26 protein-coding genes are annotated in these 26,531 nt (G+C 71.3%); 15 read left to right on the top strand and 11 right to left on the bottom strand.

Translation table 11 applies throughout. The annotated features are described in order from the left end of the window. The first annotated feature begins 52 nt into the window (after positions 1-52). Together QM779_RS01645 and QM779_RS01640 are read left to right on the top strand one after the other, a co-directional pair. Entirely contained in the window at positions 53-982 is a 930-nt protein-coding gene (locus tag QM779_RS01645) for a LysR family transcriptional regulator (RefSeq protein WP_428530627.1), read from the top strand. A 56-nt stretch (positions 983-1,038) separates the two neighbouring features. Next, a complete protein-coding gene (locus QM779_RS01640) occupies positions 1,039-1,698 on the top strand; it encodes a GntR family transcriptional regulator (RefSeq protein WP_428530624.1) in 660 nt (219 codons plus the stop codon). A gap of 257 nt (positions 1,699-1,955) precedes the next feature. Here the strand turns inward: QM779_RS01640 and QM779_RS01635 are convergent, their stop codons facing one another. Genes QM779_RS01635 through QM779_RS01615 form a run of 5 tightly spaced genes read right to left on the bottom strand, consistent with a single transcriptional unit; the run spans position 1,956 to position 8,251 of the window. Further along, positions 1,956-3,248, bottom strand: a complete 1,293-nt coding sequence (locus QM779_RS01635; protein WP_428530621.1) for a DUF3500 domain-containing protein — start codon at positions 3,246-3,248, stop codon at positions 1,956-1,958. 42 nt (positions 3,249-3,290) lie between these two features. Beyond that, the gene (locus tag QM779_RS01630) at positions 3,291-4,340 is read right to left on the bottom strand and encodes an amidohydrolase family protein (RefSeq protein ID WP_428530618.1); all 1,050 of its coding nucleotides are present in this window, start codon (positions 4,338-4,340) and stop codon (positions 3,291-3,293) included. A 56-nt stretch (positions 4,341-4,396) separates the two neighbouring features. Next, positions 4,397-6,019 (bottom strand): sugar ABC transporter ATP-binding protein, encoded by a 1,623-nt coding sequence (locus tag QM779_RS01625; protein ID WP_428530615.1) that lies wholly within the window; start codon positions 6,017-6,019, stop codon positions 4,397-4,399. After that, on the bottom strand, positions 6,016-7,182 hold the full coding sequence (locus tag QM779_RS01620; RefSeq protein ID WP_428530612.1) for a sugar ABC transporter substrate-binding protein: 1,167 nt from the start codon (positions 7,180-7,182) through the stop codon (positions 6,016-6,018). The genes QM779_RS01625 and QM779_RS01620 overlap by 4 nt, the downstream gene beginning before the upstream one ends. Before the next feature lie 43 nt (positions 7,183-7,225). Beyond that, positions 7,226-8,251, bottom strand: coding sequence for an ABC transporter permease (locus tag QM779_RS01615; RefSeq protein WP_428530609.1), 1,026 nt, complete (start codon positions 8,249-8,251; stop codon positions 7,226-7,228). A 408-nt stretch (positions 8,252-8,659) separates the two neighbouring features. Between QM779_RS01615 and QM779_RS01610 the strand changes: the two genes are divergently transcribed. The 8 genes from QM779_RS01610 to QM779_RS01575 all read left to right on the top strand — a co-directional run bounded on the left by QM779_RS01610 (position 8,660) and on the right by QM779_RS01575 (position 16,040). Beyond that, positions 8,660-9,937, top strand: a complete 1,278-nt coding sequence (locus QM779_RS01610) for an FAD-dependent monooxygenase (RefSeq protein ID WP_428530606.1) — start codon at positions 8,660-8,662, stop codon at positions 9,935-9,937. 38 nt (positions 9,938-9,975) lie between these two features. Beyond that, positions 9,976-10,758 (top strand): SDR family oxidoreductase, encoded by a 783-nt coding sequence (locus tag QM779_RS01605; protein WP_428530603.1) that lies wholly within the window; start codon positions 9,976-9,978, stop codon positions 10,756-10,758. A gap of 4 nt (positions 10,759-10,762) precedes the next feature. Further along, the gene (locus QM779_RS01600) at positions 10,763-11,233 is read left to right on the top strand and encodes a YybH family protein (protein WP_428530600.1); all 471 of its coding nucleotides are present in this window, start codon (positions 10,763-10,765) and stop codon (positions 11,231-11,233) included. After that, positions 11,230-12,084, top strand: coding sequence for a fumarylacetoacetate hydrolase family protein (locus QM779_RS01595; protein ID WP_428530597.1), 855 nt, complete (start codon positions 11,230-11,232; stop codon positions 12,082-12,084). Before QM779_RS01600 ends, QM779_RS01595 begins: the two co-directional genes overlap by 4 nt. Position 12,085: 1 nt before the next feature. Next, complete coding sequence (locus tag QM779_RS01590; protein WP_428530594.1) at positions 12,086-12,484, top strand: RidA family protein; 399 nt, start codon at positions 12,086-12,088, stop codon at positions 12,482-12,484. Then, on the top strand, positions 12,481-13,698 hold the full coding sequence (locus QM779_RS01585; RefSeq protein WP_428530591.1) for a Bcr/CflA family efflux MFS transporter: 1,218 nt from the start codon (positions 12,481-12,483) through the stop codon (positions 13,696-13,698). The genes QM779_RS01590 and QM779_RS01585 overlap by 4 nt, the downstream gene beginning before the upstream one ends. A gap of 292 nt (positions 13,699-13,990) precedes the next feature. After that, positions 13,991-15,463: an NAD-dependent succinate-semialdehyde dehydrogenase gene (locus QM779_RS01580; RefSeq protein ID WP_428530588.1), complete on the top strand. Its 1,473-nt coding sequence runs from the start codon at positions 13,991-13,993 to the stop codon at positions 15,461-15,463. A 40-nt stretch (positions 15,464-15,503) separates the two neighbouring features. Then, positions 15,504-16,040, top strand: coding sequence for an alpha/beta hydrolase (locus tag QM779_RS01575; RefSeq protein WP_428530585.1), 537 nt, complete (start codon positions 15,504-15,506; stop codon positions 16,038-16,040). A 33-nt stretch (positions 16,041-16,073) separates the two neighbouring features. On the opposite strand, the gene QM779_RS01570 is transcribed toward QM779_RS01575, so the two are convergent. After that, positions 16,074-16,268, bottom strand: a complete 195-nt coding sequence (locus QM779_RS01570) for a hypothetical protein (RefSeq protein ID WP_428530582.1) — start codon at positions 16,266-16,268, stop codon at positions 16,074-16,076. A gap of 185 nt (positions 16,269-16,453) precedes the next feature. Between QM779_RS01570 and QM779_RS01565 the strand changes: the two genes are divergently transcribed. Further along, complete coding sequence (locus QM779_RS01565; RefSeq protein WP_428530579.1) at positions 16,454-18,193, top strand: PQQ-binding-like beta-propeller repeat protein; 1,740 nt, start codon at positions 16,454-16,456, stop codon at positions 18,191-18,193. 78 nt (positions 18,194-18,271) lie between these two features. On the opposite strand, the gene QM779_RS01560 is transcribed toward QM779_RS01565, so the two are convergent. From QM779_RS01560 to QM779_RS01550, 3 genes are all read right to left on the bottom strand, one after another. Next, positions 18,272-19,468 carry an aminotransferase class I/II-fold pyridoxal phosphate-dependent enzyme gene (locus tag QM779_RS01560; protein WP_428530576.1) on the bottom strand — a complete coding sequence of 399 codons (1,197 nt, stop codon included), beginning with the start codon at positions 19,466-19,468 and terminating at the stop codon, positions 18,272-18,274. A 10-nt stretch (positions 19,469-19,478) separates the two neighbouring features. Further along, a complete protein-coding gene (locus tag QM779_RS01555; RefSeq protein ID WP_428530573.1) occupies positions 19,479-20,873 on the bottom strand; it encodes an MATE family efflux transporter in 1,395 nt (464 codons plus the stop codon). Between the two features lie 240 nt (positions 20,874-21,113). After that, positions 21,114-21,371 (bottom strand): hypothetical protein, encoded by a 258-nt coding sequence (locus QM779_RS01550; RefSeq protein ID WP_428530570.1) that lies wholly within the window; start codon positions 21,369-21,371, stop codon positions 21,114-21,116. Positions 21,372-21,482: 111 nt separating this feature from the next. Between QM779_RS01550 and QM779_RS01545 the strand changes: the two genes are divergently transcribed. Together QM779_RS01545 and QM779_RS01540 are read left to right on the top strand one after the other, a co-directional pair. Beyond that, on the top strand, positions 21,483-22,253 hold the full coding sequence (locus QM779_RS01545) for an enoyl-CoA hydratase/isomerase family protein (protein ID WP_428530567.1): 771 nt from the start codon (positions 21,483-21,485) through the stop codon (positions 22,251-22,253). 3 nt (positions 22,254-22,256) lie between these two features. Then, positions 22,257-23,090: an SDR family oxidoreductase gene (locus tag QM779_RS01540; protein WP_428530564.1), complete on the top strand. Its 834-nt coding sequence runs from the start codon at positions 22,257-22,259 to the stop codon at positions 23,088-23,090. 21 nt (positions 23,091-23,111) lie between these two features. Here QM779_RS01540 and QM779_RS01535 read toward each other — a convergent pair whose 3' ends face one another. Together QM779_RS01535 and QM779_RS01530 are read right to left on the bottom strand one after the other, a co-directional pair. Then, entirely contained in the window at positions 23,112-23,879 is a 768-nt protein-coding gene (locus QM779_RS01535; RefSeq protein ID WP_428530561.1) for an AfsR/SARP family transcriptional regulator, read from the bottom strand. A 97-nt stretch (positions 23,880-23,976) separates the two neighbouring features. Next, positions 23,977-24,972: a hypothetical protein gene (locus QM779_RS01530; RefSeq protein WP_428530558.1), complete on the bottom strand. Its 996-nt coding sequence runs from the start codon at positions 24,970-24,972 to the stop codon at positions 23,977-23,979. A 114-nt stretch (positions 24,973-25,086) separates the two neighbouring features. On the opposite strand from QM779_RS01530, the gene QM779_RS01525 reads away from it, so the two are divergent. Both QM779_RS01525 and QM779_RS01520 read left to right on the top strand, forming a co-directional pair. Next, positions 25,087-25,716, top strand: coding sequence for a Pvc16 family protein (locus tag QM779_RS01525; RefSeq protein WP_428530555.1), 630 nt, complete (start codon positions 25,087-25,089; stop codon positions 25,714-25,716). Further along, positions 25,713-26,528 carry a hypothetical protein gene (locus QM779_RS01520; protein ID WP_428530552.1) on the top strand — a complete coding sequence of 272 codons (816 nt, stop codon included), beginning with the start codon at positions 25,713-25,715 and terminating at the stop codon, positions 26,526-26,528. Before QM779_RS01525 ends, QM779_RS01520 begins: the two co-directional genes overlap by 4 nt. Positions 26,529-26,531 lie beyond the last annotated feature (3 nt).

Below are 26,531 nucleotides of genomic sequence, written 5' to 3'. Positions count from 1 at the left end.
TCCTGTCCATAGTCTGTCGCTATAGCTAGTGTGCTTTCGGTACAGTGCCGCTATGGAGCTCAGGCACCTGCGCTACTTCACCGCCGTGGTCGAGGCCGGCTCGCTGACCGCCGCCGCCGGCCGCCTGCACATCTCCCAGCCCCCGCTCAGCGTGGCGATCGCCAAGCTCGAGGCGGACGTCGGCGTCCCCCTGCTCGTGCGGACGCCGCGAGGCGTCGAGCCGACCGACGCCGGCCGGTACCTGATGGACGCAGGCACCCGCGTGCTGGGCGACGTCGACGACATCCTGTCCGCGCTGGGACGCTTCGGCGCGGGCCTCGCGGGGTCGCTCACCCTGGCCGCCGTCCCCGTGCTGATGTGGCACCGCGTCCCCGAGCTGGTCCGTGCGCACGCCGCCGAGGCGCCGGACGTCGAGATCCAGCTCGTCGACCCGCCGCCGTGGACGGCGATCGAGGACGTCCAGCAGCGCAGGGCTGACCTCGCCGCGGTCGTCGTGGCCGATCCGGGACGGTTCCGGACGCGCTACCGCGGCACCCTCGACGTGGTCGACTGGGGCGAGATCCCCCTCGTCGCCGCCCTGCCGCCCGACCTCGCCGACGCGCCCGACCCGCTGCCCCTGACGGCGTTCAACGACCAACTCGTGCTGGTGCCGCGGCGCGCCGCCGCCGTGCCGAGCCTCCCCGAGGCGGTGGCGGAGACGTTCCGGCGGCACGGGATCGCGCCCGCGTCCCTGCGCACCGTGGACACCATCCAGGCGGGGCTGCCGCTCATCGAGGCCGGCGTCGCCCGGGCGATCCTGCCGGACCCGGACCGGGCGAGCCTGCGCCGGTTCGACGTCGTCGTGCGGGACCTGGAGCCGCGTCCGCGCCCCCTCCGGGCCCTCGCGCTGGCCCGGCCCGGGGCGTCCGCGGACCCCCGGCTCGGGCGACTGCTGGCACGGATCGCGGCGCATGCCCGATCCAGCGACCCGGCCGGGCTATGATCCGGCCCACGACACAGGCGTCCGGACGACCGGAGCGCGCAGCGAGGGAGGTGGCCGTGCCGAGCAAGGCCGAGCAGTGCTACCAGATCCTGCGCGAGCGGGTGATGGACGGGACGTACGGGCCCGGCCACCGGATGGTGATCGACCAGCTGGTGCGCGAGTACGGGATCAGTTCCGTGCCGTGGCGGGAGTCGCTGCGGCGGCTGGAGGCCGAGGGCTGGGTGAACATCGTCCCCAACGTGGGCGCGGTCGTGCAGACGTTCAACACCGACACCTGGCAGCGGACGCTGCGGCTGCTCGCTCGCCTGGAAGGTTTCGCCACGGCGCTGTCCGCGCGGCAGCTCACCCCGGACGACCTGACCAGGGCGCGCGCGCTGAACAAGGCGATGGCCGAGGCGCTGGCCGGCCTCGACACGGTCGCGTTCGGCCGGCTGAACCGTGAGTTCCACCAGTTGCTGTGCTCGCGCTGCGACGACCCGCGCCTGGTCGACCTCGTCGACGCGGAGTGGACGCGGCTCGACCTCACCCGCCGCTCGGCGTTCTGGTACGCGCCCGGACGGGCCGCCGCGTCCGTGGCCGAGCACGAGGGCCTGATCGACCTGATCGAGGGCGGCGCCGACCCGGACATGATCGAGACCGCCGCCCGAAGGCACGAGCTGAACACCGTCGAGGCCGTCCTGCGGCACGAGTCGCAGCTCGACGGCGAAGGCGCCTGAGGAGGCTTCCCGCTCCTGTGGGGTAGGACGCGTCCCCGAGATCCCGGTCTTCGCCCGGATGACAGGAGGGGCCGGGACTACACCGGAGGACGCCGTCATCCCAGACTTGATCCGGGATCTCCAGTCCCGCAGTGGCGAGATCCCGGCTTTCGCCGGGATGACAGGAGGGGCCGGACGACAAGAGGGCGGGGATGACAGAGGGCCGGGATGACAGACGGGGGTTGTTCACCGGCACGAGGGGCCCCGCGGACGGCGACTCAGGACTGCCTCGCACGCCACTGGGCGACGTAGGCGCGTCCGTAGTCGTTGCCGTTGGGCAGGCGCCACGTGCTGTGGACGTGGAAGCGTGCCGGGAGCCGGTTGTTCAGCCAGACGCCGGCGTGGTGGTCGAGCTCGACCAGCACCACCGGGCTCTGGACGCGGAAGTAGAACGGCTGGGTGCCGTCGGTCGCGCCGTACCAGCAGAACCACGTCTGGTCGCGCTGCGCGTCCACGTCGGCCAGCATTGCGTCCCGCTGCGGCTCCTTCAGCAGCAGGAAGAAGTCGGCCACGATCGCCCGGACCAGTTCCCACTGCCGGTCGTCCAGGACGGACGCGTTGAGGCCCTCGTACGGGATCACGCGGTTGTCCCGGAACGCCCCGGCCAGGTGCCGCTCGTCCGCGGGGTGGATCCGGTCGGCCGGCATCGCCGGGTCCAGCACGGACGCGTACACGACCGCCTGCGCGCGCTGCTCGTCGGTGAACGAGCCGGCCAGCTCGAGGGCCACCTGCTCGCGGGCGTCGAAGATCGGCGGACGCAGCCCGTCCGACAAGGCCGGCTCCGCCCCCATGAACCCGGGCGCGACCACGTGCCGCCCCCCGACCGAGACGAAGTTCACGTCGACGTGGTGCCCGAACAGCTGCCAGCCCCACGGCTGCGCGCCGTCCGGCGTGCCGAACAGCGAGAACCAGTAGGAGCGGTCGTTCATGATCGTCGGCAGGTCGACCAGCTCGCCGAGGTAGCCGTTCAGCGCCATCGCCTCGCGCACCCGGGCGTAGCCCTCCGGGCTCAGCGACGCCTCGACGACGGCGAGGATCGCCTCCACCGCCTCCTCGCCGAGGTCCTCCAGGCGCAGCCCGTTGCGGTGGAACACGAACTCGGGGTTGCTCCAGCCACGCCAGTCCGGCGCGTCGAAGGGGTAGTGGACGCGGGCCCGCTGGCCCTCGTCCAGCACCGCCAGCAGCCCCTCGGCCGCCGCCTGCGGCGCCGGGTCGACGTCCAGCCGGGACGGCAGCTGGTAGAGCCCCTCCAGTACGACCCCATCGGTCGTCACGCCGGCGAACGGTTCGTCGTAGAGGCCGTTCCAATAGTCGAGCAGCTCGCGCAGGAACGGGTTCTGCTGCCGGTCGGCCGTGAACTCCTCGTACGTCATCCCGCGGTAGGGCGCCAGCTGCGGGGCGTCCAGCGGGTACAGGTAGTTCAGGTAGCTGTCGGCGGGCAGCTCGACCGCCTCGTCCCTGCCGCTGATCCGCGCGGTGGAGAAGAAGCCGTCGATGTCGGAGTCAGTCATGGTTCCTCCCCTTCGAGGTGGTCGGGCTGCCCGGCCCGGGAATCAGATGGGCAGGTTGAAGATGCGCTTGGCGTTGCCGGACAGCACGAGCTCGCGGTCGGCGTCGCTGATCTCGAGGTCGTTCTTCACGAAGTCGACGCCCTGGCTCATCCAGCCGTAGAACACGGGGAACGACGAGCCGAACATGAAGTGGTCGGGACCGTTGATGGTCAGCGCGGCCTCCACCTGGACCTTGCCCCACGAGTGCGGGTGGGTCAGGTCGAAGAAGATGTTCTCCTCCAGGTAGCTCTTGATCTTCTCGCCACCGGACGGGTCGAGCCGGGTCAGCGACTCGGCCTTGTTGGACGCGTGCGGCGTGAGCAGCGCGGTGTTCGCGAACCAGTTGCCGCCCAGCATGGTGTGCACGAAGCGCAGCCCCGGCATCCGGTCGAACATGCCGCTGAACAGCTCGCGTCCGACGGCGGTGGCCTGGTCGAGGATGCGGCCGAACTCGCGGCGCAGGTTGGTGTAGTCGACCACCGAGTGCCAGTCGACCGGCAGTGGCGTGTGGTGCACGATCACCGGGACGTTCAGCTTCTCGATCGTCTTCAGGTACGGCTCGAAGACCGGGTCGTCGAGGTACAGCTGCCCGTAGTGGCAGGCCAGCTGGACGCCGACCACGCCGAGCTCGTTCACGCAGCGCTCGAGCTCGTAGGTGTTCTCCTTGCCGCCCCACGGCGGGACCGCGGCCGTCGCGAACAGCCGCCCGCCCGACTTCGACACGATCGCGGCGGCGTTGTCGTTGACCGCCTTGCAGGTCTCCAGGTCCAGCCACTCCTGCCACACCGGGACGCGCATGATGCCGTAGTCGACGCCGGCGTCGTCCATCGCGGCGAGCTTCGCCTCGGCCGAGTAGTCACCCTCGACGTAGTTCAGGTTCTGGTGGCCGGCCGGCTTCTCCAGGATCAGGTGCTTCTTGCCGGTGTCCATCGTCTCGACGCGGGCGATCTCGCCGAACCCGCGCGGCGCGCTGTTCAGGAAGCCGTTCAGCATCTTCTCGTTGGTGAACAGGTCCTCGGGCAGGTGGTGGATGTTGATGTCGACGACGGTCATCGAGCGGTCCTCTCCGGGCAAAGATTATTTGGTAACAAAACTATCTCGATGATAGGTCATCCGGCGTCGGTTGACGAGACCTCCGGCGCACGTTGCCGCAGCTTCGACCGCGAGCCGGTCGCGTAGATGGCGTGCACGATCTCGTCCGGCCCGATCTCCCCCGCCTTCAGCTCCTGGCGGATCCGCCCCTCGGCGAAGATCAGCACCCGGTCGCACAGCAGCGACAGCTCGTTCTCGTCGGACCCGGCGACCAGCACGGCGCAGCCGTTGGCCGCCGCCTGCCGGACGGTCTCCACGATCGTGTGCCGGGCGCCCACGTCCACGGCCTGGGTGGGCTCGTGCAGCACGAACAGGCTCGGTTCGGTGGCCAGCCACTTGGCCAGGAGCACCTTCTGCTGGTTGCCGCCCGACAGCGTCCCGACCACGGCCTGCGGCGCCCGCGGCTGGACGTCGAGGCGCTCCATCCACTCCCCCACCAGCCGTCGCTCACCCCCGGCGTCGATCGGGCCCAGCGGGCGTGTCGACCGGCTGGTCTGCGGGAAGCTGGCGTTCTCGGCGACGGTCATCGACATGGCGAGGCCGGAGTAGTCGCGGCCCTCGGGGACGAGGGCGATCCCCGCCGCAGCCGCCGCCGAAGGGGTGAGCCGCGGTACGGCGAGTTCGCGACCCGGCAGCCGGACGGTGCCCGCCGTCGCCGGACTGGCGCCACTGATCAGGTAGGGCAGGTCGTCGTAGCCCGAGCCGCCGAGCCCCGTGAGCCCGACGACCTCGCCGGGCTGGATCTCGATGGACGCGTCGCGCACCCGCAGCCCGGAGACAGCCTCGATCCGGACCGGCTCACTGCCCGCCGGGGCCCGGAACTCCTCGCGGTCGGTCAGGTCGCCGAGGTTGCGGCCGAGCATCATCGCAGTGAGGTCGGCCTCGACCATGCCCGCCACGGGCCGTCCGCTCTCGACCACGGCACCATCGCGCAGCACGGTGACCCGGTCGGCGGCATCCACCACCTCTTCCAGTCGGTGGGTGATCATCAGCACGGCGGTCCCGGTGGCGACGATCTCGTCGAGGATGCCGAAGAAGTGCTCCAGCGACGGCCGTCCCAGCGACCGGGTCGACTCGTCGAAGATGATCAGGCCGGTGCCCGCGTGCACGTCCTGCAGCGCCCTGGCGATGGCGACGGTGGCGCGGTCCTCCTCGCGCAGCGTGCCGGCGGCGGCGTCCAGCGGCACCGCACGACCCAGCCGCTCGAACACGGCCTCGGCCTCGGCACGCTCACGCTTCCAGTCGATCTTGCGCAGCCAGCGGGAGCCCTTCAGGCGCCCCACCCGCATGTTCTCCAGGACGGTCGACTCCGCGACGAGGCCGAGGGTCTGGTGCACGACGGCGACGCCGCGGCGGCGGGACTCGACGGGACGGATCGGCAGGGGCAGCGGCTCGCCGTCCACCGCCACGGACGCCCCCGGGTCGGGCGTGTAGAGCCCGGTCAGGATCTTCGCCAGGGTCGACTTGCCGGACCCGTTCTGGCCGATCAGCCCGTGGATCTCACCGGGGCGGACCTGCAGGGACACGTCCTTCAGGACCCGGTTGCTGCCGAAGGTCATCGACAGCGACCCGACGTCCAGGCGGGGTGCCGCAGCCGCCGGGGTGGCCCCGGACGGCTGCGGCGCAGTGGCCTGGCTCACGCCACGCCCCAGATCTTCTTGAACTCGTCGGTGAAGGTGGTCGGCCCGTACCACTCGCCCGACAGTTCGGCCGCATCGGTCAGGGTGACACCGGAGATCGACTCGCGGGTGAACAGCCGCACCGGGATGGTGTACTCGGGCAGCTCGCTCTTCGCCACCAGGCGAATGGCCGCGTCGACATCCAGCCAGCCCTGGAAGGCGGACGCCTGCCCGGCGGCCGCGTACAGGAAGTTCCCGCTGGCCAGAGCCTGCAGGCCACCCAGCTGCACCGAGCCCGTCAGGCCCTTGAGGTCGGTCCGGCCGGCCTGCTCCGCACCCGCCTGCGTGGGCTGCAGGTACTGCTCGAACTGCGACTCGACGTAGGCGATGTTCGGGTCCTTCAGCAGGGCTGCGCTGGTCGAAGACGGGATCAGCGAGAAGTTCGCAGAGGAGACCTCGTTGATCGTGACCGTGCAGTCGGGGCACTCGGACGCGTAGACCTTCTTGCCCTCGGCGACGAACATCGCGGGCGCCGGGCCGTCCGTGCCCTGGTTGATCAGGATGTTCGCCTTGCGCGCGGAATCGAGGGTGACCCACTTCGCCAGCGCGGCCTGCATGGGCCCACCGCCCGCGGGGATGTAGGCCAGCGTGCCGTCCGCGGGGTACTTGTCGCTCGCGACCTGGTTGGTGATCAGGACCGGGATGCCCGCGGCACGGGCCGCGTCGATCGCGTTCGCGGCGATCACGTACGGCACCGCATCGGTGATGATCGCTGCCGCACCGGTGTTGGTGGCCTGGGTGATGCAGGCGCTGACATCGGTCGGGGTCGCCTTGCCGTCGCAGGCCTGGACCGTCGCGCCCACCGCGGTGAGGGCGTCCGTCACCGTCTTCTGGGTGATCTTGAACTGCGGCGACTGCATGGTGATCGGGACGTAGTAGACCGTCTTGCCCTTCAGCACGGAGGCATCGGCCGTGTCGGTCGGGACGGGGTACGCGTCCAGCGGCTTCGTCAGCGCAGCGACCTCGGCGCTGAGAGCGTCCGCGGTCTGACCGGCGGACGCGGTGGCGCTGGGCTGCGTGGCTGCGCCCGAGCTGCAGGCGGCCAGGCTGGCGGCCACCAGGCCGGCGAGGCCGAGTGCTGCGAGCGACCTCAGGCGGCGCGTGGTGAGGAGTTCGGTTGCCATGGGTTGACCCTCTCGTGGTGTGGAACGGTTGGCGGACGCCGGTTCAGTGCGACCGGGAACGGGCGTGGAGGACAGTGGTGATAGTGACGGCGATCACGAGGATCCCGCCGTAGAAGACACTGGAGACCCAGGACGTCGCACCGAGCAGTTGCAGCCCGAGCACGCCGGTGGCAAGGAAGTACACCGCGATCAGGGTGCCGAGCGGGTTGAACCGCCCCGGCTCGATGATCGCCGTGCCGAGGAACGTGGCTGCGAACATCGGCAGCAGGTAGGCGTTCGACACGTTCGGGTCGAAGCCGCCCGTCCCCGCCGCGGCCAGGACGCCGCCGACACCGGCGATCAGGCCGCCGACGGTGAAGGCGCCCCAGCGCACGAGAGAGACCCGGACGCCGGCGAGCCGGCTGACCTCGCGGTTCTCGCCGACGAAGCGCATGTTGCGTCCCAGCGGGGTGAACTTGAGGACGTAGGTGAAGCCCAGCATCAGGAGCAGGCCCAGGTAGAAGCTGATCGGCAGCCCGAGGACGTTGAAGGTCGCGATCAGCCGGAACCACGACGGCAGGCCGGAGACCGGGGTGAGGTTGGACGCCCACAGCGCGAGTCCGAGGATGAAGGTGCCCATGCCGAGCGTGACCACGATCGTGTTCACCCCCAGCCGGACCACCAGGAGCCCGTTCAGTGCGCCGACACACACCGACGCCAGGATCGCCACCGCGGCGGCCAGCCAGACGTTCCACCCGTGGTTGACGTTCAGGACGGTGACCAGAATCGCCGCGAGCCCGAAGTTCGCGGCGACCGACATGTCCACGAACTCGCCCACGATGATCGTGCACAGCAGTGCGGCGGTCAGGAAGACCAGCGCCTGCTGGCTGCCGAAGACCGCCTTCGCCGCCCCGACCGTGAGGAAGGTGCCGGGCGCGAGGATCGCGAAGACGACCACGAAGAGCAGCCACACCCCGATCAGCGCGAACCGCGTGCTGAACCAGACCAGCCGGCCGGGCCGGTGGTGGGGGGTGGCGTTGAGGTTGACGGGACCCGGGTTGTTCGGGTCCGGCAGTGTGGTCTCAGCCATACGCTCGCTGCTCTCCTCGTGATGCACATCGCTGTGTCCGTCCGCCGTGGTGGCCAGATCGTGTGCGAAATCATATATACGATCCCTAGGCGGTACAAGACCCCGCACCGGACAGTTTCTGGTGGGACGCAACCAGGGCGGCGTCAAGACCGTCCCGGAGACGCTCGATCTGAGCGCAAGACGGCTCCCACGAGCCTGTGAGGGACAGCAGGAACAGATAGGCGTGGCGGCGTCGCCGACGCCATCCTCTTGAAATCGTGTACGATTCTTCCTACGATCGGCTCACACGGATGCAGCGCAGCGCTCCCCGGGAACCGTCCGGATCCCCGTCGAAGCTCGCGACACCGCACACACGGCACTCCCGTCCCGGGCCACGGCGGCCCGGACGCCCACCGAGAAGAGGCACACATGCTCGACATCGCCATCATCGGCGCCGGCCCCTGCGGGCTGACCACCGCCCTTCGCCTGCACCAGCAGGGGTTCCGCCCCACCGTCTACGAGGCGGTGCCCGAGCTCAAGCCGCTCGGCGTCGGCATCGACACCAAGATCTACGGCACCCGCGAGATCGACGAGGTCGGCCTGCTGGACGAGTTCCGCAAGATCTCGGTGAACGCCAAGCACTCGATCTTCTTCAACGAGTACGGCCAGGAGATCTACGCCGAGCTGTGCGGCACGTACATGGGTTACCTGCACGAGCAGCGCTTCGTGCACCGCGGCACCCTGCAGATGCTGCTCTACCGCACGGTGCTGGAGCGCCTCGGCGAGGACTCGGTCGTCCTCGGCGCGCGCTGCACCGGCTACTCCCAGGCGGACGGCAAGGTCACGGCCAACCTGCTGCGTCCTGACGGCAGCACCTTCCAGGTCACCGCGGACGTGCTGATCGCCACCGACGGCATCAAGTCGGCCGTCCGCACCCAGATGCACCCCGAGAGCGCGTCCCCGGCGTACTCCGGCATCACGATGTTCCGCGGCACCACGATCATGGAGCCCTACGCCGACGGCCAGACGATCCTGCACATCGGCAACCCGCACAAGTCGAGCCTGATCGTCTACCCGATCGCCAACGACTTCGAGGGCACCGGCAAGACGCTGGTGAACTGGGTGTGCGAGGCCGTCCGCGACGAGAGCGTCGAGGACTGGAACCAGACCGGCGGGGTCGAGGAAATCCTCCCCTACTGGGACAACTGCAAGCTGCCGTTCCTCGACGTGCAGGAGATGATGCGCAACGCCCGCGAGGTGTACCTGATGCCGCTGATCGACCACAACCCGCTCGACAGCTGGGTGGACGGGCACGTCGTGCTCGCCGGGGACGCGGCGCACGCCATGTACCCCCGCGGCGGCAACGGCTGGTGCCAGGCGATCGTCGACTCCCGCGTGATCGCGGAGAAGCTCGCATCGACGGACGACATCGACGCCGCGCTGACGGCGTACCAGGACGAGCGGCTCGAGGTCGTGAACCGGATCGTGATGGCCAACCGCGGCGAGGGCTACGAGGTGATCCGCCGGATGGTCGCCGACCGCACCGGCGGCGAGCCGTTCAGCAACGTCGACGACGTGCTGCCGCTGGCCGAGGCCGACGCGGTGTTCAGCAAGTACCACGCGCTGGTCGGCCAGCCCCGGCCGGGCCACGAGGCCGGCGAGGCCACGGGCTTCCGCACCGAGTACGCCCTGGTCGCCGGGGCCTGACCCGGGACCTCCGGGAGGACCTGCACGGGAAGGACACGATGGACCTGGGGATCGCAGGACGGACGGCGTTCGTCGCCGCCTCGTCACAGGGGCTGGGACTCGCCTGCGCACGGTCGCTCGTGCGCGAGGGCGTCGCGGTCACGCTGAACGGACGCGACCGCGCAAAGCTCGCCGCGGCGTCCGACACCCTGAGGTCCGAGGTCGGCGGCGCGAAGGTCACCTGGATCGCCGCCGACCTGACCACGGCCGAGGAGCGGGCGGCGATCGTCGCCGCCCGCCCGGACGTGGACATCCTCGTCACGAACAACGCCGGCCCTGCGCCGGGCACCATCGACGACTGGGACGAGGCCGCCCTGGTCGGCGCGCTGCGGGCGAACATGGTGCCGGCCGTGCAGCTGATCCGCGCCTGGCTTCCCGGCATGCGCGCCCGAAAGTTCGGGCGGATCGTCAACATCACCTCCGCCATGGTGAAGAGCCCCGCCTACGAGATGGGGCTCTCGACGTCCGCGCGCGCGGCCCTGACCGCGATCAGCAAGGCGATCAGCACCGACGTCGCCCGCGACAACGTGACGGTCAACAACCTCCTGCCCGAGCGGATCGACTCCCCGCGGCAGGAGTTCATGGCGCAGCGCATGATGGCGTCCGAGGGCATCGGGCACGACGAGGCCTTCGCGCGGATCGCGTCCACGATCGCCGCCGGTCGGCTCGGTCGCCCGGAGGAGTTCGGCGACGCCTGCGCGTTCCTGTGCAGCGCGCAGGCCGGCTACATCAGCGGGCAGAACCTGCAACTGGACGGCGGCTCCTACTCCGGATTGGTTTGAGGACATGAACACTGTGGAACAACCGGACGCGGCCACCCGCGCCGACCTCCTCGCCGTCGAGCAACGCCGCCAGCAGGCGCTGGTCGCGGTCGACCTCGACGTGCTGGCCGACCTGTACGACGACTCGATCGTGCACATCCACGCACCCGGCCTCACCCACGACAAGACCCAGCTGCTGGAGCACGTGGCGACCCGGCGGCCCTACCTGGGCACGACGCGCGGCGAGCTGAACATCCGGGTGGTCGGGGACGTCGCGATCATGACCGGGCCGCTGGTGAACCGGCTGCGCAGCCCGGACGGCGGCGAACGCACCGTCGGCGGCATGGTCACGCAGGTGCTGCGCCGCTGCGACGACGGGAAGTGGCGCTTCCTGAGCTTCCAGATGACACCCAACGGCGAACACGTCTGGTCGGCGCTGCCCGGCGAGCAGGCGGCGGACGCCACCACGATGAACGAGGAGATCACCCACCGATGAAGATCGCCCGCTACCACCTCCCCGACGGGGAGTCCCGGCTCGGCCGCGTCGAAGGGGACGTCCTCGTCGACATCTCCGACATGCCGGGGGTCGGCACGTCCCTGAGGGCGATCCTGCCCCGCCTGCCCGAGCTGAGGGAGGCGATCGAGGCCGCGGACGGTGCGTCCCACGCGCTGGCCGACGTGGTCCTGGAGGCGCCGGTCGACGCGCCGCAGAAGTACCTCGCCATCGGCATGAACTACGCCGAGCATGCCGCGGAGGCCGCCGCCGCCGGCATCCCGACGCCGACCAGCCAGTTCTGGTTCAACAAGCAGGTGTCCTGCCTCAACGCGCCCTTCGGCGACGTGGTGAAGCCGGACATCTCCGACGAACTCGACTACGAGATCGAGCTCGCGGTCGTGATCGGGCAGCGCTGCAGGCACGTCCCCGTGGAGGCCGCGCGGGGCGTGATCGCCGGGTACCTCGTGGCGAACGACGTGTCCGTCCGCGACTGGCTGGCCAAGCGCTCCCCCACGTTCACCCTCGGCAAGTCGTTCGACACCCACGGGCCGCTCGGGCCGTGGCTCACCACCGACGACGAGGTCGCCGACCCGCACGACCTGCACATGGTGCTGACCGTGAACGGCGAGGTGCGGCAGGACTGGACGACCGGCGACATGATCTACGACATCTACGACCAGATCGCCTACCTCACCCAGGTGATGACACTCGAGCCCGGCGACATCCTCGCCACCGGCACCCCGTCGGGGATCGGGGCGCCCAGCGGGCGCTTCCTGAAGGTCGGGGACGTGGTCCGCGCGGAGATCGACGGCCTGGGGGCCATCGAGAACCGCATCGTCGAAGAGGCCTGACATGCCGCGCAGGGAGAGCCTCTACGTGCCCGGCTTCGACCACACCAACCCGATCCCTGTCGCCAGCCGGATCGGGCCGTTCCTCGCCAGCGGCGTCCTCACCGGGCGCGACCCGGCGACGAAGGAGCTGCCCGAGGGCCTGGCCGAGCAGTGCGCGAACGTGTTCGCCCACATCAGGGCGGTGCTGGCCGCGGCGGGCGGCTCCCCCGACGACATCCTGAAGCTGACGTTCTGGCTGGCCGACCACCGGGACCGGGAGGCCCTGAACCGGCAGTGGGTGGCGATGTTCCCCGATCCGGCGCGGCGACCCGCGCGCCAGGCGATGGCCGCGCAGCTGGACGGCGGCCAGCTGATCCAGTGCGACCTGCTGGCCGTCCTGGAGAACCGGTCCGGTCGGTGACCGGAGGCCCGTCCGACGGGGGTGGCACGACCAGCCCGGCGATGTCGGTGCGGGTGATGCTGCTGCTGGCGGTGCTGACCGCACTGTCGCCGCTCTCGATGGACATCTACACTCCGTCGCTGCCGGTCATCCAGAGCGAGCTCGGCGGGGCCGAGTGGGCGACGCAGGCCAGCATCACGGCCTGCCTGCTCGGCATCGGTGTCGGGCAACTGGTGTGGGGGCCGCTGAGTGACCGGCTCGGCCGGCGTCCGGTGATCCTCGCCGGGGTGGCGGGGTGGACGCTGGCGTCGGTGGCGAGCGCGCTGGTGACCACGCCGTGGGCGCTGATCGGGGCGCGGGGTTTCGCGGGACTCGCCGGCGCGGCCGGGATCGTGGCCGCGCGCAGCGTCGTCCGCGACCTGTCCGGCGACTCGCGGGCGGTGGCGACGCGGATCGGCGTGCTGGCGATCGCGACCGCGCTCGCGCCGATCCTCTCGCCCGTGGTCGGGACGTTGATCGCCGGGCTGTGGGGCTGGCGGGCGGACTTCTGGGCGCTGGCGCTGCTCGGGGTGGCGATCATGGCCGGCTTCGCCGTCACCGTCCCGGAGACGCTCCCGCCGGGAGCGCGGACGGCCCGCGGCGCGTCGCTGGCCGGGGCGTTGGGGCTGGCGCTGCGGGACCGCGAGGTGCTCGGCGTATCGCTCGCGCTGGGGCTGCACTCGATCGGCTTCTACGCCTACATCGCGACGGCGTCCTTCATCGTGGAGCGGGAGTTCGGCTACCCGCCGGCGGTGTTCGCCCTCGTGTTCGGGACGAACGCGTGCGCGATCCTGCTGACGAACGTGCTGTTCCGGCGGGTGGTGCGGACGCGGCACCCGTCGCTCCCGCTGGGGATCGGGCTGGTGACGTGCACGGCGGCCGGGGTGCTGCTGCTGGTGCTCGCCGCGTCCGGGGCGCCGGCCGTGCTGGTGTGGGCGACGTCGACGCTCTACGCGGCCGGCGTCGGCTTCGTCCTCCCCGGCGCGCACAGCTGGGGCCAGCTCACACTCGTGGCGAGCGGGGCCGCGTCCGCGCTCACCGGCTCGCTGCAGTTCCTGGGCGGCGTGATCGGCTCGCCCCTGACCGGGGTGATCGGCACGACCGCCTTCCACCTCGGCGGCGTCATCGCCGTCGGCTCCGGCCTCGGCATCCTCGCCTGGACGCTCGCCCGCCGCCACCACTCGGCCCCCGCCTGACCCGTCCAGCGCCTCCCCGGCCCCTGTCATCCCGGGCTCGACCCGGGATCTCCGCCCTCCTGCGACAACAAAGTGGACGCTTCGACGCGACTACGCCGCAGAACCGTCCAGCTTGACGTGGACACCAGCCCCGCCGCCCGCCCGTCCACCACACCGTGGACGCTTTGACGTGAGTACACCGCAGAAGCGTCCACCTTGTGGTGGACGGCTCAGCTCACGAAGTCCGCGGGTCCACATGGGAGGACGGAATCGTATATGATCACCTCAGCTGAGTCGCGCGAGGAGGAGCTGGATGAGCGAGATCGTTGAGTCCGAACTGTTGGCGGGGGTGCCGGACGGCCTGTTCGTCGCCGGCGAGTGGAGGCCCTCCTCCGACGGCGGGACCCTGGACGTGCACGACCCGGCGACCGGAGCGGTGGTCAAGACCATCGCCAGCGCCTCCGTCGCGGACGGGAAGGCGGCCCTCGACGCGGCCTGCGAGGCGTTCGAGACCTGGTCGCGGACGCCCGTCCGGGAGCGCGCGGAGGTGCTGCGCCGGGCCTTCGACCTGCTGCAGGAGCGCAAGGAGGAACTCGCGCTGCTGATGACCGTCGAGATGGGCAAGCCGCTGGCCGAGGCCCGCGGCGAGGTGGCCTACGGCGGGGAGTTCCTGCGCTGGTTCAGCGAGGAGGCCGCCCACGTGCAGGGACGCTACGGCGCCAACCCCGAGGGCACCGGCCGGATGATCGTGACCCAGCATCCGGTCGGCCCGTGCTTCCTGATCACGCCGTGGAACTTCCCGCTGGCGATGGCCACCCGCAAGATCGCGCCGGCGCTGGCCGCAGGCTGCACGGTGGTGGTGAAGCCGGCCGCCCTCACCCCGCTGACCACGCTCTACTTCGCCAAGCTGCTCGAGGACGCGGGCCTGCCCGCGGGCGTGGTGAACGTCGTCACCGCCACCCACTCCGGCGACGTGTCGGACGCGATCATCGCCGACCCGCGGCTGCGCAAGCTGTCGTTCACCGGTTCGACGCCGGTCGGCCAGGCGCTGCTGAAGAAGGCCGCCGACGGGGTGCTGCGCACGTCCATGGAACTCGGCGGAAACGCCCCGTTCGTGGTCTTCGACGACGCGAACCTCGACAAGGCCGTGGACGGGGCCATGGCCGCCAAGTTCCGCAACATCGGGCAGGCCTGCACGGCGGCCAACCGGTTCATCGTGCATGCCTCGGTCGCCGAGGAGTTCGCCCGCCGGGTCACCGAGCGGGTGGCCGCGTTCAAGACCGGCCGCGGCACCGAGGACGGGGTGACGATCGGCCCGCTGATCGACGACCGCGCGGTGGCCAAGACCGGCGAGCTGGTCGATGACGCGGTGGCCCGCGGCGCGTCCGTCCGTACCGGTGGCTCGGCGATCGAGGGTCCGGGCTCGTTCTACGCTGCCACCGTCCTTTCGGATGTCCAGCCGGGCAGCGACATCCTGCGGGAGGAGATCTTCGGCCCGGTGCTCGCGATCGTCACCTTCGAGACCGAGGACGAGGCCGTCGCCATCGCCAACGACACCGAGTACGGCCTGGTCAGCTACGTGTATACCGAGAGCCTCGCCCGCGGCCAGAGGATGATCGAACGCCTGGCCACCGGGATGATGGGCCTCAACGTCGGCGTGGTCTCCAACGCCGCCGCGCCTTTCGGAGGCTGGAAGTCCTCCGGCCTGGGCCGCGAGGGCGGCGCCGAGGGCATCCACGAGTACCTGCAGACCAAGTACACGCTCACGGCGAACCCGTTCGCCTGACGCGCAGCGCCCGCGCGGGACCACGGACTACCGTGGCCCCGTGCAGAAATCAGCCGTCATCTTCCACGGCACCGGCGGTAACCCCGGCGTGGCCTGGTACCCCTGGCTCGCCGACAGGCTCGCCGCACGCGGGTACGCCGTGCAGGTTCCGCACTACCCCGGCCTGAACGTGGAGCCGGTCGGCACCTTCCTCCCGAAGGTGCTGGCGGACGTGCACGTGGACGAGGGGACGGTCCTCGTCGGGCACTCGGGCGGAGCGGCCCTCCTGCTCGCCCTGCTCCAGCACCTCGACACGACCGTCGCGCGGGCGGTCCTCGTCGCCGGCTACTGCACGCGACCCAACGCGTCCGAGGAACCGGTCCTCCAGGACGAGTACGACTGGGACGCGATCCGCGCGCACGCGCGTGACCTCTGCTTCGTGAACTCCGTGGTCGACCCCTACGGGTGCGACGCCACGCAGGGCCGGGCGATGTTCGACCGGCTCGGCGGCACGCTCGTCATCCGTGACGACGGGCACTTCGGCGACTACGACCAGCCGTTCCCCACCTTCGACCTGCTGGACCGGTTGATCGGCTAGCCCCCGCAAGGACGCCGACCTTCCCGCGTCCGGTCAGGCTGCGAGCCAGGACTCCCTGGTCAGGATGGCGACCATGAACCCCATGGTGACCAGGCCGACGAACAGGCCGGCACCGTCGAGGCCGGCGAACGCCAACCTCGTCGTGAACTGGCTGAGGGCCGTGGCCAGAACGGCACTGCCCAGAAGAACCCCGATGATCATTCCGCTGATACGCACGATGTAGCGCATCTTGCTCCTCCCCCCGAATGAGCTAGATGGCGAGATCGTAGGGGCCGCGTCCGCGTTCGTCCAGATGACGCGTCGCATTCTCAGCATTCTCTTCCCGAACGCCCGGGCGTCCGTGTCCGGCCGGGCGGTCCTCGGTGGCGCACGTAGACTCCGGAGGGCTGGAACCCGATCCCGAAAGGTCACGTATGCGCAGGTTGCGTCGGTCCCGTGCGGCGGCGGTCGTGCTCGGCACAGCGATGCTCGCCTCGCTGGCAGCCTGTGCCGCGTCCGACCCGATCACGGTCGGTGAGCGCCCGAACTCCCCGACGGCCGTGACACCCTCGACGCCGAGTTCGGAGACCGATCCGGCCAAGCTCTCCCTCGACCTGTCGACGCTGCCGGGCTTCACCGCGCCGACCTCCGAGGGCGGCGGCGTGTTCAGCCGCTCGATCCTCGACACGAGCGGAAAGGTCACCTGGAAGGTGCTGGACGGCTCCAACCAGGTGATCGAGAACTACGACCCCGACCAGCAGGTGGCGTTCGGCGACTCGTCCACCTACACGAAGATCCCGGGCGTGCTCACCTTCCGCGGGAACAACTACCGCGACGCCCCGGTGTACGGGAGGACCGACGTCACCCAGAAGCGGCTCCAGGTCGCATGGACGCAGGACACCGGCGACGTCTACGCCGAGGGGTCGCACTGGGCGGGCGCCGGCTGGACGGGGCAGCCGCTCCTGGTGAACTGGCCGACGGCGACCAAGGAGGCGATGGGGCTGTCTCAGGCCCAGATCGACGACCCGAACTTCGTCGAGGTGATCTACCCGGTCGTGGACGGGAACGTGTACCGGCTCGACCTCGCCACCGGGACGCAGACCAAGCCGCCGATCGATGTCGGCTGGGCGTTCAAGGGCACCGGCTCGATCGACCCGCGCGGCTACCCGCTGCTGTACTCCGGGATGGGCCTGAACCAGAACGGGGAGGCGGAGGGCACCTGGCGCTACCGGATCTTCGACCTGATCCAGAACAAGGAGGTGTCCGGCTGGGACGGCTCCGACCCGGGCGCCCCCCGCGACTGGGGCGCCTTCGACTCCTCCTCGCTGGTGAACGCGGCCACCGACACCCTGATCGAGCCGGCCGAGAACGGTCTGATCTACAAGGTGAAGCTGAACGCGAAATTCGACGCCGCCGCGAAGACCGTGAGCGTCGACCCGGAGTTCACCAAGCTGGACTACAACACCCCCGAGTCCTCCCGGCACGGCATCGAGGGCTCGGCCGCCGCGTACCGCAACCTGATGTACGCCGGCGACAACGACGGCAACATCGTCTGCTGGGACGCGACCACGCTCCAGGTGGTGTGGGTACGTCCGACCGGCGACGACACGGACGCGTCCATCGTGCTGGAGGACGACAACGGCACCCCGTTCCTCTACACCGGCAACGAGATGGACAAGCGCGGCGAGGGCACCAACGGCGCGAGCCACGGCACGGTCACGATCCAGAAGCTCAACGCCCTCACCGGGGCCGTCGTGTGGAAGTACGAGATCGACGCGGTCTACAACAAGGCTGTCAACGGCGGCCTGATGGCCACTCCTGTCCTCGGCACCGGCGAGGTGTCCGACCTCGCGATCTTCAACATCGCCAAGACCGGCTCGGACAAGCAAGGCACGCTGGTGGCGCTGGACAAGAAGACCGGCACGGTGGTCTGGAAGCGGACGCTCGCGCACTTCGGGTGGAGCTCCCCCCTGCTGCTCACCGGCACGGACGGCCACTCCTACGGCGTCGTCGGCGACTCCAGCGGTCTGCTGCACCTGTTCAACCCGAACACGGGTCAGGACTACTCGACGCTCCAGCTGTCGCAGAACATCGAGGCGTCGCCCGCGGTCTACGGCAACATGCTCGTCGTCGGCACCTACGCGGAGAAGCTGTACGGCATCCGGATCAGCTGACGCGGGTCAGGCGGCACGTTGGGGACGGTTCCTGTCGTGCCGGGCGGCACGACAGGAACCGTCCCCATCGTGCCGGGATCAGGGCCGGAAGGCCGCCAGTCGCGCGGCGGCGTCCGCGATCACCGCGTCGGTTTTGCACGCGGCGAACCTGAGCAGGGACGCGGCGGACGGGTCGCGCGGGTCGGCGAGGAACGCGCTCACCGGGATCGCCACGACCCCGGCCTCCTCGACCAGGCGGTGGCTGGCGGCGACCGCGTCGGCCAGGCCCAGCGGCGCGCCGTCCGCGATCTGGAAGTAGGTGCCGGCGGGGCGGTTCACCGTGAACCCGGCCTGCTCGAGGGCCGCCGTGATCACACCGCGGCGGCGGTCGAGGCGCTGCGCGGCGGCGTGGAACCACGCGTCGGGCAGGGCGAGGCCGACCGCGACCGCGGGCTGGAAGGGCGCCCCGTTCACGTAGGTGAGGAACTGCTTGACGGCCAGGATCGCGTCGACGAGGTCGGGCCTCGCGGTCACCCAGCCGATCTTCCAGCCGGTCACGTTGAGCGACTTCGCCGCGGAGGAGATCGTGATGCCGCGCTCCCGTCCCCCGGGGAAGGTGGCCAGGCTGCGGTGCGGCCGGCCGAAGGTGAGGTGCTCGTAGACCTCGTCGGCCACGACGATCGCGTCGTGGCGCTCGGCCGCCTCCAGCACCCGCTGGATCGTCGCGTCCGGCAGCATCGCGCCCGTCGGGTTGTGCGGGCTGTTCAGCAGGACGACCGCCGTGGCGTCGGTGATGGCCGCGACCAGCCGCTCCGGGTCGGGGAGGAAGTCCGGCGCCCGGGCGGGGACGGGGACGAGGCGTCCCCCGGCCAGGCCGACGACGGCGGCGTAGGCGTCGTAGTAGGGCTCCACCACGACGACCTCGTCGTCGCGGTCGACGAGGGCGAGCAGGGTGGCGGCCAGCGCCTCCGTGGCGCCCGCGGTCACCAGCACCTCGGTGTCCGCGTCCCAGGCGAGGTCGTACCAGTGCGCCTGGTGCGCGGCGACCGCGGCACGCAGCTCGGGAATCCCGCGTCCGGGCGGGTACTGGTTGGCGCCGCGGGCGATCGCGTCCCTCGCGGCCTCCGCGACCTCGTCGGGCGGGCCCTCGTCGGGGAAACCCTGGCCGAGGTTGATCGCACCGCTGCGGACGGCGAGCGCCGACATCGAGGCGAAGATCGTGGGCGCGATGCTGCCGTCCGCGCCGAGCAGTCCCGCCGCCCGCGCGGTGCGGTGCCAGGGTCCCGGGCTCCTCACGCGGGCCACCCTACTGGGCGGCGGCGGCCTCGAGCGGTGCCGATCCGTGGGCGTGGGCCGCCACTCCCGCGGCGTCGTAGCGGACCAGCTGCCGCCGCTCGACGAACCACGCGATCGCGATCGGGACCAGCGCCCCGACCCAGGCGAGCGGCGCGGCCAGGCAGGCGCCGAGGAAGCCGATCTGCTCGACGAGGAACAGTCCGACCAGGCTGCGCACCGCGAGTTCGGCGAAGCCGGCGATGGTGGGGACGGTCGTGGCACCCAGCCCCTGGATGACGTTGCGGAGCAGGAACACCATCGCCAGCACCACGTACAGGGAGCTGTTGATGACCAGGTATTGGTGGGCCATGCCGACGACGCCATCCTGGCCCGGACCGACGAAGAGCTCGACGATGGGCGTCCCGGCCAGCCAGATGACGACCCCGAGCACGAGCGCGAGCGCGGTGGCGACGAGGCTGATCCGGAACACCCCCACCCGGATCCGCCACCACTGCCCGGCGCCGCGGTTCTGCGCGACGTAGGTCGTCATCGCCACACCGACGGACGCGAGCGGCGCGACGGCCACCTGGTCCACCCGCATGGCGGCGGTGAAGGCGGCGACCGCCTCCGCGCCGAGCGTGTTGATGCCGTACTGCAGGATGACGGCACCGATCGCGATCACCGACATCTGGAAGCCCATGGTCAGGCCGGTGCGGGCCGACTCCGCGACGTTCGCACCGGTGACGCGCCAGTCGTCCCTGCGCAGGCGGAGTTCGGGCATCCGGCGGGCGATCAGGACCAGGCACAGCACCACCGAGGTCGCCTGTGCGACGATCGTGGCCGCGGCCGCCCCGCCGATGCCGAGGTGGAGGACGGCGATGAACACCACGACGAGGGCGGCGTTGAGCACGCACGCCACCACCAGGAAGAGCAGCGGCGTCCGGCTGTCTCCGAGCGCGCGGATGACCGCGCTGAGGAAGTTGAAGGCCACCGTGGCGGCGGCGCCGCTGAACAGCACCGTGAGGAACGTCGTCGCGTCGCCGAGGAGCTCGGGCGGCGTCCCCATCAGGACCAGGAGCGGGTGCGCGCCGATCGTGCCGATGGCCACGATCGCGGCGGCGATGCCGAGGCTGATCAGGGCGCCGGCCGCCACCGAGCGGCGCATCGCCGGCGGGTCACCGGCCCCGTAGGCGCGCGCGACGGGGATCGCGAGGCCGGCGGACGCGCCGATGGCGAACCCGAACAGGAGGAACTGCAGGCTCCCGGACGCGCCGACCGCGGCGAGGGCGTCCACGCCGAGCATCCGCCCGACGACGATCGCGTCGGTGACGGCGTACAGCTGCTGGAAGACGTTGCCCACCAGCAGGGGCAGCGTGAACACGATGATCTCGCGGACCGGCGGTCCGACGGTGAGGTTCTTGGTCATGCAGGCGCTTCGTGGAGTCGGGAACGGATCACGCAATCGGACGGACGGATCGCGTTCTCCCCCGCTGACGGTCTGCCTCTTGGTTCGTGTGAAACGTTATCAAGGACGGCTGGCGCCGTCGAGGAGACACCCGCCGCTCGGACACGATGCCGACGGCTCCCACGCGGAGATCCCGGGTCAAGCCCGGGATGACATACCCACCACCGTCATCCCGGCGAAAGCCGGGATCCCGTGGTCGACTCAGCGTCGGGGGACGCGCTTGGCTTCCGCGAGCCACTCGGTGTCGAAGGCCAGGTCGACCTTCTCGAGCCGTGCGATGTCCGCGGCGACCTCCTCGCGGAGGATCCGGGCGTCGGGGTCGCCGTCGGCGAGCTCGTTCAGTTCCCGCCAGAGGCCCGTCAGCTCGACGATCAGCGCGCGATTGGCCGCGATCGCCCGCACCCGTACCTGCACGACCTGGTCCCTGAGCCGTTCGACGCCGCTGTCCGTCTCGTCCATGCCGACAGCCTAGGCCCGTCGCGGTCCCGCCGCCGGTCGCAGGGCACTGGCGCCGCTCCCCCGTTCCGGGTTCACTGGGAGCCTGCGCGGCCGTCCCGACGAAGGAGCACCATGTCCGACAGCGTCCTGCTCGACATCACGGACGGGCTCGCACGCATCACGCTCAACCGGCCCGCGTCCCTGAATGCCGTCGACGCGGAGATGGCCGGACGCTGGCGCGCCGTCGCCCTGCAGGTCGCGGCCGACCCTTCGGTCGGCGCGGTGCTGCTCGATGCGGCGGGCAGCGCCTTCTGCGCGGGCGGGGACGTGGTGCACATGGCCCGCTCGGGCGAGGGCGGCGCGGCCGTGACGAAGCTGGCCGAGGTGATCAACGAGGGCATCCGCGCGCTGGTCGCCTCGGCCACCCCCGTGGTGGCAGCCGTCGAGGGCGCCGTCGCCGGCGGTGGGCTCGGGCTGATGCTCACCGCCGACTACGTCGTGGCGTCCGCGTCGGCCCGGTTCGTGTCGAAGTACGCCGACATCGGGCTCACCCCCGACCTCGGCACGTCCACCCTGCTCGCGCGCGCGGTCGGCGAGCGGCGCGCCCTGCAGCTGCTGCTGTCCGACCGCTCGCTGGACGCGGGCACCGCGCTGGACTGGGGCCTGGTCACGGAGGTGGTGCCGCCCGAGGACGTGGCCGCGCGGGCCGAAGAGGTCGCCCGCGCCTGGCTGGACGGCGCGACGGCGGCGTTCGGACAGGCCAAGCGGCTCGTCCGCGCGGGCGCGTCCCGCCCGTTCGTGGAGAGCCTCGCCGACGAGGCCGCCACCATCGGCAGGGCCTTCGACACCGAGGTCTCCCGGGTCAGGGTGGCCGCGTTCGCGGCCCGGTCGCGGCGGCACTGACCCATGGCGACGCTGGAAGGGCGGACGCTCCTGCTCTCGGGCGGGAGCCGCGGGATCGGGCTGGCGATCGCGCTGCGGGCCGCGCGGGACGGGGCGAACGTCGCCCTGCTGGCCAAGACCGACACGCCGCACCCGAAGCTGGAGGGCACGGTGCACACCGCGGCGGAGGCCGTCGTCGCGGCCGGCGGGCGGGCCCTCGCGGTGGTCGGCGACGTCCGCGACGACGACGACATCGCCCGCGCGGTCGCGGCCACCGTGGACGCGTTCGGCGGGATCGACATCGTGGTGAACAACGCGTCCGTGATCGACCTGTCCGGCAGCACCGACCTGCCCGCCAAGCGGTACGACCTGATGCAGGACGTGAACGTGCGCGGCACCTTCATGCTGTCGCGCGCGGCACTGCCGTGGCTGCGCAGGGCGGAGAACCCGCACATCCTGTCGCTGTCGCCGCCGCTGAACCTGCGGCCGGCATGGCTGGGCGCGTTCCCCGGCTACATGCTCGCCAAGTACGGGATGACGCTGGCCACCCTCGGCCTCGCCGCGGAGTACGCGAGCGACGGGATCGCCGCCAACACGCTGTGGCCGCGCACGACCATCGCGACGGCGGCCGTCCGCTACTCCCTCGGCGGCGAGGCGATGATGCGGGCCAGCCGGACGCCGGAGGTGTACGCCGACGCCGCCCACGTGGTGCTCTGCCGACCGAGCAGCGCGTGCACGGGAGCGTCCCTGATCGTGGAGGACGTGCTGCGCGGGGTGGGCGTCACCGACTTCTCCGGCTACGCCGCCGTCCCGGGCACCCTGGACGAGGACCTGCAACCGGACATCTTCCTCGACTGACGCCCGCGTCGGACGCCGGAATCAGCGGACGCCCGCCCGGCCCGGCTCGACCCGGCGCCCGAAGGCGGAGGACCGCAGCCACGACTGGAACTCCGCGCTGGGCTCGACGCCCAGCTCGCGGCGGGCCAGGTCGCGGTAGCGCAGGAACGCCCGGCGGGCCTCCACGCAGTTGCCCTCTGCGACGTGCGCCTCCGCCAGCGCCCGGTGGGCGGTCTCCCGCAACGGCTCGATCGCGACCGCGTCCATCGCGGCGTCGATCGCCTCACCGTAGCGGTGCGCACGGCAGAGCAGCTGGCTGAGCACCTCGAGGGCGTGCAGCATGCGCTGCCGGATCCGCTCGCGCTCGAAGATCACCCACTCGTCGTACCAGCCGGGCAACAACTCCGACACCGTGGACGTCCACTCCGGCACGTGCAGGTCGGCATCGCTCGCCGTCCCCGAGAGCAGCCGGTCCGCCCAGTCGCACAGCTCGTCGAGGTCGGTGGTGGTCCCCTCGCACAGGGAGATGCTCACCTTGTCCGACTCGAGCACGTCGATCCCGGCACCCCGCAGCCGCCACAGCGCCGAACGCAGGTTCCCGGACGCACGGTCCTCCGACCCGTCCGGCCACAGCGAGCCCGCGGCGTGGCGACGGTCCACCCTGCCCCCCTGCAGGGCGACGAACGCCAACAGCCGTTTACAGCCCTCCGGCACAGGACAGCGGCGTCCGCCCTGCACCACGTACGGGTCTCCCAGCAGGTGCACCACGTCGGCGACCGCTTCGAACGGCTCGATGTAGGCAACGGTCATGACCAGCCCCCTCCCCCGGGGAAGTCTGAGAATCCCGACCGTACGGAGCGTGCGTCACGATCGCGTCACACCGGTGCCCGACGCCGACCGCCTCCGGTCACGCCCCGGTCTGCTCCGGGGCGGGCGCCTGCTCCGGCGTCGACGGCTCCTCGCCGTGCTTGCCGCACCCACAGTCGTCGGGATGCTCTCCCTCCGGCTCTTCCGGCTTGTCGGAGCCGCAAGGCTTGTCAGAGATACACGTCCGGTCGTAGATCACCAGGATCTCCGCCACCGGTCCGCCGACCAGCCACGTGCACCAGTCCTTGGCCGACTGCCGTCGGCAGTCGAGGACCGCCTTCGCGCCGGTGAGCAGGGAGATCGCGTCGACACCGTCCGCCCAGGTCTTCAGCGCGTGGCACAGGCACTCGATGTACGCGGCGCTGTCGGCGAACCCGTTCCAGATCCGCTCCAGCTTCCGCCGGGCCACCAGCGCGGTCGCGTACTGCTTCTTCAGGTCCACCTTGGCGGCGTCGTCGGCCAGCGCCGCGGTGATCGCGTCGAGGTCGGCCTTGACCGCGACGACCCGCGCGGAGAGTGCTGCCGGCTCCCCGACCAGCGTCGTGAAGCACGTCTGGGCCTTCGTGACCACCTGCGTGTAGCGGTCGATCCGGTGGACGAGCTTGCGGTAGCGCTCGGGCGGCTCGGCGTCGAACTCGACCTCCTCCACGCAGCAACCCAGCGGGCCCTCGCAGCAGTCCAGCTCCGTGCACACCTGCGCGAACGCCTCGTCCAGGCAGCGCACGACCCGCTCCTGCTCGATGAGGCACTTGATCCGCTCGATCAGGTGCTTCACCTGGTGCTTCATGTCCTGCACCTTCAGCGCGGCATCGTGCCGGGCCTCGCGGTAGGCCGTCCGGGCGGTGTCGTAGTCGCCGCGGGCCTTCTCCAGCGCGTCACTGTGCTGCTTGGTGTAGTCCAGTTGCGCGGTGAGGCCCTGGTCGCGGCACTTCCGTTCGTCGATCGAGGACGTCGGGTCGCACCCGCAGTCCGTCGCCGGTGGCCGACAGTCGTGCCACTCCTCCTCGTCGTGCTTGCCGGGCTGGTCCGTGCTCATCGTTGCTCCCTTCGGTGACGGCAGACCGACTCTGGCCAGCCCACTGTCACGGACGCGTCGCGCGGACCGGGGTGGGCGACGGACCGGTGACGCGCCGCCCCGACGATGGCTGCCATGGCGGGCTTCCAGGCACTGAAGGCGGCGGGCGTCAGCATCGTCGCCCTGCTCAACCGCCGCTTCGCCGAACGCGACGGCGGCGCGGGGCTGGCCGCCATGCTCGCGAACACCCGCCAGCTCAAGACCATGGCCCAGAACAACGGCCAGCTGATCCAGCAGCCGTCGATCTCGGTGTTCTGCTACCGGGTCAGCGTCGACACCCAGACCAGGGCCGGCTGGTCCGCCGTGGCCGGCGCGGACGGGATCCCGCGGATCCCGCTGCGGCTGCATTTCCTGCTCGGGGCGTTCGCGGCGACGGTCGAGGAGGAACTGCTGTGGCTCGGCCTGGCCGCGTCCGTCCTCGAGGGCGAGGGGATCCTCACCGGCCCGCTGCTGCTGCCGGTGACCTGGGCCGGGGGCGCCACCGTCAACCCGTGGCGGCCCGGGGACATGGTGCAGGTGGTCACCGACGACCTCGCCATGGACTCGATGAGCGAGGCCTTCCAGGCCCTCAGCACCGACTACCGGCTCCAGCTCCCCTACCTCGCGCGGGTGATCTGCCTGGACTCCGTCCCGCAGGCCGTGGGGACGCCGGTGGGCACGGTCGCGGCGCGCGTGGACCGGCTCGAGGACGCGCTGACGCCATGACCGCCGACACCATCGACACCAGCGTCGGCGCCGTGCCGGTGCTGCACCGGCTCGCGCTCGGCCTGGTCGCCAGGGACGCCGTCACCGACCGCGGAGCCACCGCGCCGCTGCGGGTGGGGTGGGAGGCGTCCGGCCACCTCCTGCCGCCCGGGGCCCCGGCCTGGTGGCCGTGCGTCGACCTCGAACCGGCGGGGGGCGGACGGTTCCGGCTCCGCGCGACACCCGCGCGTCCGGCCGTCCTCACCATCCGCCTGTTCGACCCGACCCGCCGCTACGTCGCTCGCCGCCTGGGCGTGACGCCGTGGCCGTGGGCGGACCTGGTCGACCCGCTGCCCGCCCACCTCGTCGCCGTCGCCGCGCGGACACTGCCGGTGTGGCTGTTCCCCGGCGCCGCCCACCCCGTCCCCCGCGGCACCACCGCGATCCGCGGCCGGGTCACCGACGCGGCGGGCCCCCTGCCGTGGGCGCGGGTGGACGCCACCGACCTCGGCGGCACCGTCCTCGGCCACGCCCACGGCGACGACAGGGGCGAGTTCCTCCTGCTCCTCACCGACACCAACCAGAACCCCGTCCAGAGCACGGTCGACGTCCGCCTCCGCGTGCAGGCGCCCGCGTCCGTGCTGGCCTGGCCGCCGGTCGAGCCGGTGACCCGGCCGGCCAATCCGCCCGCCGCCGGCGACCTCGACAACCCGCTGCTGCGCGGGCTCACCCCGAGCGCCGACCACGTCCCCAACACCGCCCCGACCCTGCAGGTCACCGTCAGCGTCGGTGAGGAACACGTCCTCACCGACGACGTCCCGTTCCTTCCCTGAGGA

Source organism: Propionicimonas sp. (assembly GCF_049840635.1).
In the GTDB taxonomy this organism is placed as follows: Bacteria; Actinomycetota; Actinomycetes; order Propionibacteriales; family Propionibacteriaceae; genus Propionicimonas.
This window is presented reverse-complemented; position numbering and strand designations above follow the sequence as displayed.

Coding starts and splice junctions, on each gene's coding strand:
- QM779_RS01645 (WP_428530627.1), top strand. CDS start 53: ATGGAGCTCAGGCACCTGCGCTACTTCACCGCCGTGGTCGAGGCCGGC.
- QM779_RS01635 (WP_428530621.1), bottom strand. CDS start 3,248: ATGACTGACTCCGACATCGACGGCTTCTTCTCCACCGCGCGGATCAGC.
- QM779_RS01630 (WP_428530618.1), bottom strand. CDS start 4,340: ATGACCGTCGTCGACATCAACATCCACCACCTGCCCGAGGACCTGTTC.
- QM779_RS01620 (WP_428530612.1), bottom strand. CDS start 7,182: ATGGCAACCGAACTCCTCACCACGCGCCGCCTGAGGTCGCTCGCAGCA.
- QM779_RS01615 (WP_428530609.1), bottom strand. CDS start 8,251: ATGGCTGAGACCACACTGCCGGACCCGAACAACCCGGGTCCCGTCAAC.
- QM779_RS01610 (WP_428530606.1), top strand. CDS start 8,660: ATGCTCGACATCGCCATCATCGGCGCCGGCCCCTGCGGGCTGACCACC.
- QM779_RS01605 (WP_428530603.1), top strand. CDS start 9,976: ATGGACCTGGGGATCGCAGGACGGACGGCGTTCGTCGCCGCCTCGTCA.
- QM779_RS01600 (WP_428530600.1), top strand. CDS start 10,763: ATGAACACTGTGGAACAACCGGACGCGGCCACCCGCGCCGACCTCCTC.
- QM779_RS01595 (WP_428530597.1), top strand. CDS start 11,230: ATGAAGATCGCCCGCTACCACCTCCCCGACGGGGAGTCCCGGCTCGGC.
- QM779_RS01590 (WP_428530594.1), top strand. CDS start 12,086: ATGCCGCGCAGGGAGAGCCTCTACGTGCCCGGCTTCGACCACACCAAC.
- QM779_RS01580 (WP_428530588.1), top strand. CDS start 13,991: ATGAGCGAGATCGTTGAGTCCGAACTGTTGGCGGGGGTGCCGGACGGC.
- QM779_RS01570 (WP_428530582.1), bottom strand. CDS start 16,268: ATGCGCTACATCGTGCGTATCAGCGGAATGATCATCGGGGTTCTTCTG.
- QM779_RS01565 (WP_428530579.1), top strand. CDS start 16,454: ATGCGCAGGTTGCGTCGGTCCCGTGCGGCGGCGGTCGTGCTCGGCACA.
- QM779_RS01555 (WP_428530573.1), bottom strand. CDS start 20,873: ATGACCAAGAACCTCACCGTCGGACCGCCGGTCCGCGAGATCATCGTG.
- QM779_RS01550 (WP_428530570.1), bottom strand. CDS start 21,371: ATGGACGAGACGGACAGCGGCGTCGAACGGCTCAGGGACCAGGTCGTG.
- QM779_RS01545 (WP_428530567.1), top strand. CDS start 21,483: ATGTCCGACAGCGTCCTGCTCGACATCACGGACGGGCTCGCACGCATC.
- QM779_RS01540 (WP_428530564.1), top strand. CDS start 22,257: ATGGCGACGCTGGAAGGGCGGACGCTCCTGCTCTCGGGCGGGAGCCGC.
- QM779_RS01535 (WP_428530561.1), bottom strand. CDS start 23,879: ATGACCGTTGCCTACATCGAGCCGTTCGAAGCGGTCGCCGACGTGGTG.
- QM779_RS01530 (WP_428530558.1), bottom strand. CDS start 24,972: ATGAGCACGGACCAGCCCGGCAAGCACGACGAGGAGGAGTGGCACGAC.
- QM779_RS01525 (WP_428530555.1), top strand. CDS start 25,087: ATGGCGGGCTTCCAGGCACTGAAGGCGGCGGGCGTCAGCATCGTCGCC.
- QM779_RS01520 (WP_428530552.1), top strand. CDS start 25,713: ATGACCGCCGACACCATCGACACCAGCGTCGGCGCCGTGCCGGTGCTG.